Annotated in this window: 12 protein-coding genes; 10 read left to right on the forward strand and 2 right to left on the reverse strand. The window is 34.7% G+C overall.

Annotated elements, in window-relative coordinates; all coding sequences use genetic code 11:
• Positions 1–13 precede the first annotated feature (13 nt).
• Positions 14–1,258 carry an NAD(P)/FAD-dependent oxidoreductase gene (locus tag AB671_RS07650; RefSeq protein ID WP_066678214.1) on the forward strand — a complete coding sequence of 415 codons (1,245 nt, stop codon included), beginning with the start codon at positions 14–16 and terminating at the stop codon, positions 1,256–1,258.
• Between the two features lie 36 nt (positions 1,259–1,294).
• On the opposite strand, the gene AB671_RS07655 is transcribed toward AB671_RS07650, so the two are convergent.
• A complete protein-coding gene (locus tag AB671_RS07655) occupies positions 1,295–1,891 on the reverse strand; it encodes a hypothetical protein (protein WP_066678209.1) in 597 nt (198 codons plus the stop codon).
• 95 nt (positions 1,892–1,986) lie between these two features.
• Positions 1,987–3,279: a phenylacetate--CoA ligase family protein gene (locus tag AB671_RS07660; protein ID WP_066678207.1), complete on the reverse strand. Its 1,293-nt coding sequence runs from the start codon at positions 3,277–3,279 to the stop codon at positions 1,987–1,989.
• 414 nt (positions 3,280–3,693) lie between these two features.
• Here AB671_RS07660 and ileS point away from each other — a divergent pair, with 414 nt between their 5' ends.
• From ileS to trpS, 9 genes are all read left to right on the forward strand, one after another.
• Positions 3,694–7,209: an isoleucine--tRNA ligase gene (gene ileS / locus AB671_RS07665; RefSeq protein ID WP_066678205.1), complete on the forward strand. Its 3,516-nt coding sequence runs from the start codon at positions 3,694–3,696 to the stop codon at positions 7,207–7,209.
• A gap of 59 nt (positions 7,210–7,268) precedes the next feature.
• On the forward strand, positions 7,269–7,649 hold the full coding sequence (locus AB671_RS07670; RefSeq protein ID WP_066678201.1) for a TraR/DksA family transcriptional regulator: 381 nt from the start codon (positions 7,269–7,271) through the stop codon (positions 7,647–7,649).
• Positions 7,650–7,735: 86 nt separating this feature from the next.
• A complete protein-coding gene (locus tag AB671_RS07675; RefSeq protein WP_066678198.1) occupies positions 7,736–7,981 on the forward strand; it encodes a DUF6576 domain-containing protein in 246 nt (81 codons plus the stop codon).
• 52 nt (positions 7,982–8,033) lie between these two features.
• The gene (locus AB671_RS07680) at positions 8,034–8,228 is read left to right on the forward strand and encodes a DUF2683 family protein (RefSeq protein WP_066678196.1); all 195 of its coding nucleotides are present in this window, start codon (positions 8,034–8,036) and stop codon (positions 8,226–8,228) included.
• Complete coding sequence (locus AB671_RS07685; RefSeq protein WP_066678194.1) at positions 8,228–8,866, forward strand: lipoprotein signal peptidase; 639 nt, start codon at positions 8,228–8,230, stop codon at positions 8,864–8,866. Before AB671_RS07680 ends, AB671_RS07685 begins: the two co-directional genes overlap by 1 nt.
• Before the next feature lie 41 nt (positions 8,867–8,907).
• Entirely contained in the window at positions 8,908–9,552 is a 645-nt protein-coding gene (locus tag AB671_RS07690; RefSeq protein ID WP_066678192.1) for a vancomycin high temperature exclusion protein, read from the forward strand.
• Positions 9,553–9,566: 14 nt separating this feature from the next.
• Positions 9,567–10,277: a hypothetical protein gene (locus AB671_RS07695; RefSeq protein ID WP_066678190.1), complete on the forward strand. Its 711-nt coding sequence runs from the start codon at positions 9,567–9,569 to the stop codon at positions 10,275–10,277.
• A gap of 1 nt (position 10,278) precedes the next feature.
• On the forward strand, positions 10,279–11,139 hold the full coding sequence (locus AB671_RS07700) for a hypothetical protein (RefSeq protein WP_066678189.1): 861 nt from the start codon (positions 10,279–10,281) through the stop codon (positions 11,137–11,139).
• 79 nt (positions 11,140–11,218) lie between these two features.
• Entirely contained in the window at positions 11,219–12,187 is a 969-nt protein-coding gene (gene trpS / locus AB671_RS07705) for a tryptophan--tRNA ligase (RefSeq protein WP_066678188.1), read from the forward strand.
• Positions 12,188–12,218 lie beyond the last annotated feature (31 nt).

The following is a 12,218-nucleotide window of genomic DNA, read 5'->3' on the forward strand; positions in this document are numbered from 1 at the left end:
TTTTATTAAACAAATGGACAAAGAAATTGTTGATGTTTTAGTAATTGGAGCCGGACCTTCTGGATGCGTATCTTCTGCTTATTTAAAGAAGAAGAACATCAATGTGAAAGTGGTTGAAAAAACTAAATTCCCAAGACTTGTTGTTGGCGAAAGCCTTATTCCCAGAGTAATGGATCATTTTGATGAAGCCGGATTGTTTCCTGCTTTAGATAAAATGGGCTTTGAAAAGAAATTGGGAGCGCGCTTTATGCGAGGAAATGAAGTTTGTATTTTTGACTTCAGCAACAAATTCGGAGAAGGATGGGATTGGACCTGGCAAGTTCCAAGAGCCGATTTCGACAATACTCTGGCTCAGGAAGTCATCAACAAAGGCATTGACCTTGAATTTGAAACAGAAGTTATCGGCATTGAATTTAACGGAACCGATTCTATTACGACCGTAAAAAACAAAGACGGAAAAACGAAAGAGATCCACGCCAAGTTTGTGATTGATTCCAGCGGTTACGGAAGGGTTTTACCAAGACTTTTAGATTTAGAAAAACCTTCAAAATTGTCTCCGCACTCTGCAATTTTTGCTCACGTTGAAGATATCAACAGAGAAGAAGGCGTAGAAGGAACTTTGATTTCTTTTGATATTATTGAAACAGAAGTCTGGCTTTGGGTAATTCCATTTTCCAATGGAAATACAAGCATAGGAATTGTTGGCCCTACTGATTATATTGAAAAACTTTCTGAAAATGGAGACCCTACGGAAGCTTTGAGAAAAGCAATTTCACTTTCTGATTATTATGTAAAACGTTTTGGTGATGTAGAATTTCTTTTTGAACCAAGACATTTGAAAGATTATTCTTGCTCGGTAAAAAGCTTATTCGGAGACGGATTTGCTTTAACGGGAAATGCTTCAGAATTCCTGGATCCAGTTTTCTCTTCGGGAATGGCTTTTGCAACCGAAGGCGGAATGACAGCGGCAAAACTGGCCATAAGACAATTAAACGGAGAAAAAGTCGATTGGCAAAAAGAATTTGCAGATTATATTCTGTACGGTGTAGATGTTTTTACAACGTATGTAAAAGAGTGGTACACCGGAAATCTTCAGGAATTATTTTTCCATCAGCCGGAAAACCCTGATGTAAAAAGAAAAATTTGCGCAGTTTTGGCAGGGTATGTTTGGGACAAAAAAAATACGTTTGTGAGAATACATGATACTGCAATTGTGAATTTGGCAAATTTCATTAAAGCAGAAAAGCAACAAGCATAAAAAAGCGGTCTGAAAATTTTCAGACCGCTTTTTGTTTTATTTTAAAGCTTTTTTCAATTCTTTCCCAAACTCTTTTCCTGTTTTTTCGTAAGCTGCAGCGATTCTTCCATATTCCATGCTGTAATCGACCTTACTTCCGACTCCTTCAATTTTATCGCCTATAAATTTTGCTAAAACTTTTGAAGGATTTTCAGTTTCCACGATTGTAATTTCTGCTGTTAATTTTCCGGGCTGCGTTACAAAACCGCTCCATCCTGCATACATCCATTTTGGCTGGATAATCAAAGTATATTTTGTTTCAAGATTTTGAGCAAACTTAATTTTCTTTGATCTATTTAAACCTTCAATGAACTTTTCCGTCCAAATGGTTTCTACATGTTGCTCCCAAATATCAATCCACTTTTTCCATGCCTCTTCTCCTTTTTTTGCGACAGTTTCCTTATGCCTTCTTTCAATATATTCAGTTTCCGTAAAATTATCTGCCTGAAAAAGCGGGCTTCCGTAATTCCGTTCAACATTAACTTCTGTTTGTCCTTTTAGAAAACTCAGATTTCCCGATTCGATGGTCAATTTATTTTGAGCGAAAATTGTCGTGCTCATTGCAACGAACAGAAATAGAAATATTTTTTTCATAGTATAAAATTAAGATTGCAAATATAATATCAGAAAAGCAAATTAGTTTTAACTGAACGATAATATTTCCAACTTATTTGAATAAAACTTAAAATTTATCTTAAATCTATAAATGTAATCGGTTTTCTACTGTTTGGGTTGAAAACAGTTTTAGACAAAACATCAAAATCTACCATTTCAATTTTCGGGCTAACTCTTAATTTTGCTCTAAAATGGTCTCTCACCTCCGCTTCAAAACTCTCATCTTCTCTTTCTGCGCTGAGTTTAATGATAATTTCATCTAAACCAATTTCATTAGACTGAATAACAATTTGATAGCATAAAATCCCTTCAAAATCATTCAGAATATCGTTCATTGCAGGCGGATACAAAGTCGTTCCTTTATATTTAATCATCTGTTGCTTTCTTCCGACAACAGGACCAAGTCGCATTGTATTTCTACCACATTGACAAGGTTCATAATGTGCTTTAACTAAATCTCCTGTTTTAAATCTCAACAAAGGAAGTGCTTCAACACCCAAAGTTGTAATGGTCAGTTCACCGCTTTCTTCATCTTTTACTGGATTTCCTTCATCATCAAGAATTTCGGTAATAATTAATTCCGGATGTTGATGCCCTCCAACTTGATGTTCACACTCGGTAAACGCAGTGCTCATTTCAGTAGAAGCATAAGTGGAATACAATTGAATATTCCATTTCTCCTTAATTTTCTGCGAAAGAATATTGTCTGTAAAATCCTGATTTTTGATGCTTTCACCAATACAAACTGCACCAAAAACACTGGAATTTTTATAATCAATTCCGTGTTTTTCGGCATAATCAATCATTTTTAATAGAAATGATGGAACGGTTATCAAATATTTTGGTTGGTATCTAAAAATAGAATCCCATTGAAGTTCTGGAATTCCCGGCCCCATTCTTACGACACTTGCACCCATTTTTCTTAAACCTAAAAAATAAGCCAAACCAGCCATAAATCTTTTATCAATTGTCGTAATCATTTGTAGAACATCACCTTTTTGGATTCCTGCGCAAGCGAAAGAAATCGCTTCGTTGTAAGCCAATCTTTCAAGGTCGGCATCAGATAAACCGAAAGTTACGGGGTCACCAAGCGTTCCGGAAGTTGTACTGTAATCAACAATTTGATTCTGTGGAATACAGAAAAAATCATCATTATTTTGCTGAATATCGTTTTTGGAAGTTGTTGGAATTTTCTGCAAATCTTCCAAAGTCTGAATATCAGAAATTTGAATTTTATTTTCTTTAAATAATTTCTGGTAAAAAGGTGAATTGGCTTCCAGATAAACCAAAAGCTCCTGAAGCTTTTCTTCCTGAAATATTTTTATATCGTGACTGCTTGCTTTTTCAATGAATGGGAAAAGTTCCAATAGTGTAAATTTAGAAGACAAATTTAATTAAAATGAAAAGAATGAAGCATTGAACAATAAAAATCTGCGAAAATCTGTGTAATCAGCGGGAGATATAAATCCCACAGATTTTCACGGATGATTACTTTTAAGGTTAAATTAAAATGTGAGAGAAAAATAAGTTTTGGCTAAAGCCAATTTCGTCTGTCAAATTTGAAAGCGGGCTAAAGCCCGCTCCTATTGATAAAAGACAAATACATTATTATGTCATAGGCTTTAAAAACTCACATTTCACTATTAACAATTCACAATTTAAAACACTCTTAATTTCTTCCAACTTTTCAATAGACGGAATCAAAATAAAACATATATTATAAACCGACAAAATTCACTAAATTTGCCAACTTGATTAATCAACGAAATTGAGAAATTACAATGAGCCAATTTAAAGAATATAAAAACCTCAACCTTATAGATGTAGCCGAGAATGTTTCGGAATTCTGGAAAGCAAATGATACGTTTGCAAAAAGTGTGGAAACACGTCAGGGAAATCCTGAGTTTGTGTTTTACGAAGGTCCGCCTTCTGCAAACGGAATGCCCGGAATTCACCACGTTATGGCAAGAGCGTTGAAAGATATTTTCTGTCGTTACCAAACGCAGAACGGGAAACAGGTTTTCCGTAAAGCAGGTTGGGACACACACGGACTTCCTGTGGAATTAGGAGTTGAAAAAGAACTCGGAATCACTAAAGAAGATATTGGCAAAAAAATTTCGATTGAAGATTACAACAAAGCTTGTCGTGAAGCGGTAATGCGTTATACTGATGTTTGGAATCACCTTACCGAAAAAATCGGATATTGGGTAGATCTTGAAGATCCGTACATTACGTACAAGTCAAAATATATGGAGACGGTTTGGTGGTTGTTGAAGCAATTGTACAGCAAAGAATTATTATATAAAGGCTACACCATTCAGCCATATTCTCCGAAAGCAGGAACCGGACTTTCTTCTCACGAGTTGAATCAGCCGGGAACTTACCGTGATGTTACCGACACAACAATTGTTGCTCAGTTTAAAGTTAAAAAAGATTCTTCAGAATTATTCAACGATGTTGATGGAGATGTAAGTGTTTTAGCTTGGACAACAACTCCCTGGACCTTGCCTTCAAACACGGCTTTGGCGGTAGGAAGAGATATTGAATATGTTGTGGTAAAAACCTTCAACCAATATACTTTTGAGCCTATAACAGTTGTTTTAGCGAGAGTTTTATTGGAAAAGAATTTCGGTAAAAAATTTGTTGATATTAGAACTGACACAAAACAGAATGAATATCTTTTTAAAAGCAATTCACTAGAAGAATATCATAATTTTTTAAATCTTGAAATTGATGATATAAAATCTAAATTATCCGGACTAGCAGAACCTAAATATGGAGAACAAAGAATAAAATTTTTAGAATCAGAAATTAAAAACATTCCATATAAAGTTTTAAAAGAATTTACTGGTGAACAACTTGCAGGAACTCAATATGAGCAATTAATCCCTTGGTTTACACCGGATGAAACTCCTGAAAAAGCGTTTAGAGTAATTATCGGAGATTTTGTAACCACAGAAGACGGTACAGGTATCGTACACATCGCTCCTACTTTTGGTGCAGATGATGCAAGAGTTGCGAAAGATGCAGGAATTCCGCCAATGTTGGTGAAAGACGAGAATGATAATTTAGTTCCGTTGGTTGATCTACAAGGTAAATTCATCAAAGGAAATGATGTTCCGGAAACTTTCTCAGGAAAATATATTAAAAACGAATATTACGATGAAGGAACTGCACCTGAAAAATCTTGGGATGTAGAATTGGCAATTTTGTTGAAAACAGAAAACAAAGCCTTCAAAGTAGAAAAATATGTTCACAGTTATCCGCACTGTTGGAGAACCGATAAACCAGTTTTATACTATCCTTTGGATTCTTGGTTTGTAAAAATGACAGCTGTAAAAGACCGTTTGGTAGAATTGAACGAAACCATCAACTGGAAGCCAAAAGCTACCGGAGAAGGCCGTTTTGCAAATTGGTTGGAAAACGTGAACGACTGGAATCTTTCCCGCTCAAGATATTGGGGTATTCCATTGCCGATCTGGAGAACTGAAGATCAAAAAGAAGAGAAATTAATTGGTTCTGTTGAAGAATTATATAATGAGATCGAAAAGTCTATTTCAATAGGATTGATGACTGAAAACCCTTTCAAAGGTTTTGAGATTGGAAATATGTCTGAAGAAAACTATGACTTGATCGACTTGCACAAAAACATTGTTGATAAAGTTGTCTTGGTTTCAGATTCAGGAAAAGCAATGAACCGTGAAAGCGACCTTATTGACGTTTGGTTTGATTCAGGTTCGATGCCTTATGCACAGTTGCATTATCCTTTCGAGAACAAAGAATTAATCGATAACAATAAAGCTTTCCCAGCAGATTTCATCGCAGAAGGTGTTGACCAGACTCGTGGATGGTTCTACACACTTCACGCTATCGGAACAGCAGTTTTTGATTCGGTCGCTTATAAAAATGTAATGAGCAACGGACTTGTTTTGGACAAAAACGGTCAGAAAATGTCAAAACGTCTAGGAAATGCAGTTGATCCGTTTGAAATACTTTCAGATTACGGACCGGATGCAACGCGTTGGTATATGATCTCTAATGCAAATCCGTGGGAAAATTTGAAATTCGACAAAGATGGAATTGATGAAGTAAGAAGAAAATTCTTCGGAACGCTTTACAATACCTATTCATTCTTTAGTTTATATGCAAATGTTGATGGATTCAATTATTCTGAAAAAGAAGTTCAAAACAGACCAGAGATCGACCGTTGGATCTTATCTGAATTGAATCTTTTAATTAAAGAAGTAAAGGCATTTTACGAAGATTACGAGCCGACAAGAGTTGCAAGAGCGATCAGTAATTTTGTAAATGATAATTTGAGTAACTGGTATGTAAGATTGTGCAGAAGACGTTTCTGGAAAGGAGATTATTCTGATGACAAGATCTCTGCTTACCAGACTTTATATACTTGTCTTGAAACGGTTGCCAAATTATCTGCACCAATTGCTCCGTTCTTTATGGATCAGCTGTATCAGGATCTAAACAAAGTAACAGGAAAAGACAGCGCAGGATCTGTGCATTTAACAGACTTCCCGGTTGCAGATGAAAGTTTGATCGATCAGGATCTGGTTGAAAAAACACATTTAGCACAAAATATCACAAGTCTAGTGCTATCAATCAGACGTGCAGAAAGCCTAAAAGTAAGACAACCACTTCAAAGGGTTTTAATTCCTGTTTTAAATAAGAAAACAGAGGAACAGATCTTAGCGGTAGCAGAATTAATTAAACAAGAAGTTAACGTTAAAGAATTACAATTGATCAATGCGGAAGAAGCTTCCCATTTAATTGTAAAACAGATCAAACCAAACTTCAAAACTTTAGGTTCAAGACTTGGAAAAGACATGAAAGTCGTTGGTAATGAAATCACTAGCCTTTCCGGAGAGCAAATCTCATCTTTAGAAAAAGAAGGAAGCATAGAAATTCAAGGCTATGAAATCACTACTGCAGATGTAGAAATTTCAACTAAAGATATTCCGGGATGGACGGTAACTTCAGATGGTAAAACAACTGTGGCACTAGATTTGAAGATGACTGATGAATTGAGATCTGAAGGTATCGCAAGAGAATTTATCAACAGGATCCAAAATCTTAGAAAAGAGAAAGATTTTGATTTAACAGACAGAATAAGCATCGTTTTGGAAGAAAACACTCCATTTTTGGAGCAGATCAAACAAAATGAAGAATATATTTCATCTGAGGTCTTGTCAAATAAAATAGAAATTGTATCTTCACTTTCAAATTTTAACGAAATCGACATCGATGAGATTAAATTTAAAGTGAATGTTGAAAAAAATTAATATTTAACTATTGTTTTTTCAATTTCCAAATCATAAATTTATTAAAAAAGAAAAAGACAATGCAAGACGAAAGAGTAAAATACAACGACTCTGATTTACAAGAGTTTAAAAAGATAATCAAAGAAAAAATTGAGAAAGCAGAGAAAGATTTACAGTTAATCAGAGAAAGCTTTATCAACGATCAAAATAACGGAACTGATGATACATCGCCTACTTTCAAAGCTTTTGAAGAAGGTGCAGAAACGCTAAGCAAAGAGCAAAACTCTATTTTGGCAGGAAGACAGGAAAAATTTGTAAGAGATTTGAAAAATGCTTTGATAAGAATCGAAAACAAAACATATGGCGTTTGCCGAGTAACAGGGAAACTAATTCCGAAAGAAAGACTTTTGGCAGTTCCACATGCTACTTTGAGCATTGAAGCTAAAAATATGAAGAGATAATTATTTTTATCTTATTTTTGTAAATAATTAATTGGGTTTATATAATGTTTTACAGCATTGTATAAACCTAATTTTTAATTATATCTATGAGTGAATTTTTGATTTTAGGAATTATCCTTGTTATCGTTTTATGGTTTTTTAATAAAGATCGAATCAAAAACAGATTCTATCCAGATAAACCTAAAAATCTGACAATAGACCAACAATTCAACTCAGACAAACGAGAAAGAGAAAAAGAAATCGACAGACTTCTCAGTAAAATGGGCAAGAACGGAATCAATGACCTTTCTGCAAAAGACAGAAAAAGACTAGACGAACTTTCTAAACATTAAATAAGGACTGTTAGAACTTACGTTTTAGCAAGACCACAAATAATAAATTAAAATGGAAGCATTAATTGTACACCCAAAAAATCAAATGGAGCTGAATGCGCTAAAAAGCGTGATGAAAGACATGGGAATTCGATATGAAAAATTTCATACAAGAGGCGCAAAAACTCAAACTTTTGAGAAAAAAGCTCCTGTGAAGAAAGAAAATACTGGTAAGGATTTTAAAGACAAACCAAAGACGAATAGGTAATGAAGAAGATTGCACTCATCACTTTTCTTATTTTATTAATAGATCAGGCTTCAAAAATTTACATCAAAACAAATTTCAACCTGAACGACAGTATTCCTGTTTTTCCAGGTTTTAAATTGACATTTGTAGAAAATCCGGGCATGGCTTACGGTTTTCATTTTGGTGGAATGCTTGGCAAATATTTTTTAGTGATTGTTCGTATTTTTCTGATTGGCGGAATGATCTATCTTTTCAACAAGTGGCTTAAAAGAGGCGAATCTAATTATCTAATTATTCCAATGGCTATTATTTTTGCTGGAGCAATTGGAAACTTAATTGACGGAATGTTTTATGGATTAATTTTCGACAGTGGAATGATCTATGACGAAAACGTAAATCAATGGATTGGCTACGGTGGAGTTTCTAAACTGGTTCCTTTCGGTGAAGGATATTCTACATTTATGAAAGGCTGCGTTGTTGATATGCTTCATTTCCCTTTGGTAGATTGGTACGTTCCTGAAAGCTGGCCTTTAATCGGAGGAAAACATCTTGAGTTTTTTAAATACATCTTTAATGTTGCCGATTCTGCTATTACTATTGGAGCTGCATTGCTTTTAATTTTCAGAAAAAAAGCTTTTCCAAACGGACTTGAGTTCTAAAATATTTCATACTTTTATGAAACCTTCAAGGGTCTAAATGTATGAGAAAATTTATAAAAAATACAATCAAAATATTCCTGCTGCTTTTTGTGGCAGGAATTATTTTTATCATCTGGTCAAACTTTACGATTAAAAATCAGACGGAAGATTATGTGACTTCGAATATTTCGACTTTACCGAATGAAAAAACCGGACTTCTTTTAGGAACAAGTAAAACTTTATCCAATGGAGCACCGAATGCTTATTTTTTTAATCGAATTGAAGCGGCTGCAGAATTATTTAAATCAGGGAAAATTCAGAATATCATCGTGAGTGGCGATAATTCTAAGAAAGATTATAATGAGCCGGAAGAAATGAAAAACGAACTCATCAAAGCCGGAGTTCCTGCTGATAAAATTTTCGAAGATTTTGCAGGTTTCAGAACTTTAGATTCTGTTCTTCGTGCAAAAGAGATTTTCGGACAAAATTCATACATCATTATTTCACAAAGGTTTCACAACGAAAGAGCGGTTTATTTAGCAAGAAAAAACAATATTGAAGCTTGGGGTTACAATGCAGCAGATGTTAATAAATATGCCGGTTTAAAAACCAATGCGAGAGAAAAACTGGCAAGAGCAAAAGTTTTTTGGGATTTTATGTTTGGGGTAGAACCGAAGTTTGGAGGGAAGAAGATTTTAATTAAATAGAAAAAACTAAAAAAATGAGCGTCTTCACTTATCATTTAGTAAAAACAAATTTCTTTTCAGCGTTTAAAATTCTTTTGTTTCCACCGAAACCAAAAAATATTCCGGGTTTGATACATGCGGAAACGATGACAGTAATGACTCTTGGCTCAGCGATTTTTTCCCCATCCCGAATGCTGATCAGACAAATCGCTGTATTTGCTCAATGGGAAAACGAAAGTGATGTCAACCATTTTTTAGCTGAAAATAGTACTGGAAAAACCTTATCTAAGGGTTGGCATACGCGATTAACTTTCATGAGAAAATGGGGAAAATTCAACAAGTTTGAAATTCCCCATGAAACCACCGAATTTGAAAATCCAGATTCTCCAGTCGTTGCTGTTACTATTGCCCGAATGAAATTTACAGAAATTCCAAGATTTATCCATTGGGGAAGACCGGTTGAGAAATTGGTGCGCGACCATCCGGCAACTACTTTATCATTAGCTTCTATAAAATTCCCAAATACGGTTTCTACATTTTCTATTTGGAAAACACAAAAAGAAATAACCGACATGGTTCACGGACATAGCAAAGTTCCAAAACCCAAAAGACATGCCGATGCAATGAAAGAAAGAGATCGAAAAGATTTTCACTTCGAATTTACAACCTTGCGCTTCAAAGCTATTTCTGAATTTGGTGAGTGGAACGGACGACGCAATATTATTCCCAATCTAAAAAACAATTAAAATGCGGTTTGCTTATCCTATGCAGAAATTTCAGGATTGGGTGACTCAACAGTGGGTGATTCTGCGTGGAAAAAAAATCAAACCTGAAGATTTTCCTTGGCTGATGGGACCGTTTGGAAATTTGGATGCGATAGGCAAAGATTTCATCTATCAATTTGCGAAAAAAGAAAACTTAATTGTAGAAAAAGACTCAAAAGCAAAAGGTATTATTCCTTCTATGCAAAAGCTGAATTTATCCGAAACTGAATACTCAAATTTATCAAAAAAGGTAATTAGGTTTTATGAAAATACAGCAAATCACAACTTAGATTTTTCAGTACACTGGAATCCATTATTTAAATTCTTTGGCATTTTAATTAATAAATTATTCAGCAAAAGGATCAATCAATTGAATATTCCCACAAAAAATATTTCTGATCCGGAATCATTAAAAAGCGAAATTATCAACCTTGTTGATCCAGCGTCCAATGAAATAAAATACACATTTTGGTTTCGCTTCATTGAATCTAGTGGACAAGTTATTTATTCCGGGGTTTACGGAATCAGTAATTTGCCTTCCGGAAAAACCTGTGTAAAAGCTGTTTTCCCTCTGCCTAATGGAAATGCAACTGTGTTGATGATTCCAAGTGTTGGAAAGAATGGCGAATTAATTTTAGATTCTTCAGGGAAAGAATTTGGTGACGCCGGATTTTATTTTCTACTGAAAGATTCGAAGGGAGAATATTGGTCGCAATTTATCAATTCTTTTCGTGATCGATTGGTTGTTGGTGCAGAAAACGACTTCATCTCAGCGGAACAAACTCTAACTCTTTGGCATATAAAGGTTCTCACATTTTATTATAAAATTAAATTGAAGAAATAATTTTATACAACTTTACAACAGTTTTTGAACAAGATAGATTCTAAATTTTCCTTATTTTTGTAGAAATAATTTTAAAAAAATGTCAAGAATTCTTACCGGCATTCAAGCCACCGGAACACCGCACCTTGGAAACCTTTTGGGTGCAATTATTCCTGCAGTAGAGCTTTCTAAGCAAGCAGGAAACGAATCATTTTTATTCATTGCGAATCTTCATTCGTTAACGCAGATTAAAGATGCAAAAGAACTAAAAAACAACACCTACGAAATTGCTGCGGCTTGGCTTGCTTGTGGGCTTGATACTGAAAAAACATTTTTTTACAGACAGAGCGACATCCCTGAAACCTGTGAACTTTCTTGGCATTTATCATGTTTTTTTCCTTATCAGAGATTGACGTTGGCGCATTCTTTTAAAGATAAAGCAGACCGTTTACAAGATGTAAATGCAGGGTTGTTTACCTATCCTATTTTGATGGCTGCAGATATTTTATTATACGACGCAGAAATTGTTCCTGTAGGAAAAGATCAGCTTCAACATTTGGAAATTGCCCGTGATGTAGCGTCAAGATTTAATAATCAGATGGGTGAAGTTCTGGTTTTACCTCAAGCTGAATTGCAGGAAGATACCAAATATGTTCCCGGATTAGACGGACACAAAATGTCTAAATCTAGAGGAAACATCATCAATATTTTCTTACCTGAGAAACAATTGAAAAAACAACTAATGGGTATTGAAAGTGATTCTAAATCTTTAGAAGAGCCAAAAGATCCTTCAACAGACAAGACTTTTGCGATTTATGAATTAATTGCAACGCCGGAACAGACAGAAGAATTGAGAGCTAAATATCTAGCCGGAAATTTCGGTTACGGTCACGCTAAAATGGAACTTTTCCAATTAATTTTAACCAGATTTGAAAAAGAAAGAGAATTGTTTTCTTACTATATGAACAATCTTGAGGAGCTTGAAGCGAAGCTTCAGGAAGGAGCAGCAAAAACAAGAGTTATTGCTACGGAAACTATTAAAAGAGTAAGAGAAAGTTTGGGAATTTAATCCTGAATTTTTATAAGTAATAAATTTCGGC

The organism is Chryseobacterium sp. BGARF1 (genome assembly GCF_001677955.1).
Classification (GTDB): domain Bacteria; phylum Bacteroidota; class Bacteroidia; order Flavobacteriales; family Weeksellaceae; genus Chryseobacterium.

Coding starts and splice junctions, on each gene's coding strand:
- trpS (WP_066678188.1), top strand. CDS start 11,219: ATGTCAAGAATTCTTACCGGCATTCAAGCCACCGGAACACCGCACCTT.
- AB671_RS07680 (WP_066678196.1), top strand. CDS start 8,034: ATGGAAGCATTAATTGTACACCCAAAAAATCAAATGGAGCTGAATGCG.
- AB671_RS07700 (WP_066678189.1), top strand. CDS start 10,279: ATGCGGTTTGCTTATCCTATGCAGAAATTTCAGGATTGGGTGACTCAA.
- AB671_RS07685 (WP_066678194.1), top strand. CDS start 8,228: ATGAAGAAGATTGCACTCATCACTTTTCTTATTTTATTAATAGATCAG.
- AB671_RS07670 (WP_066678201.1), top strand. CDS start 7,269: ATGCAAGACGAAAGAGTAAAATACAACGACTCTGATTTACAAGAGTTT.
- AB671_RS07695 (WP_066678190.1), top strand. CDS start 9,567: ATGAGCGTCTTCACTTATCATTTAGTAAAAACAAATTTCTTTTCAGCG.
- ileS (WP_066678205.1), top strand. CDS start 3,694: ATGAGCCAATTTAAAGAATATAAAAACCTCAACCTTATAGATGTAGCC.
- AB671_RS07690 (WP_066678192.1), top strand. CDS start 8,908: ATGAGAAAATTTATAAAAAATACAATCAAAATATTCCTGCTGCTTTTT.
- AB671_RS07655 (WP_066678209.1), bottom strand. CDS start 1,891: ATGAAAAAAATATTTCTATTTCTGTTCGTTGCAATGAGCACGACAATT.
- AB671_RS07650 (WP_066678214.1), top strand. CDS start 14: ATGGACAAAGAAATTGTTGATGTTTTAGTAATTGGAGCCGGACCTTCT.
- AB671_RS07675 (WP_066678198.1), top strand. CDS start 7,736: ATGAGTGAATTTTTGATTTTAGGAATTATCCTTGTTATCGTTTTATGG.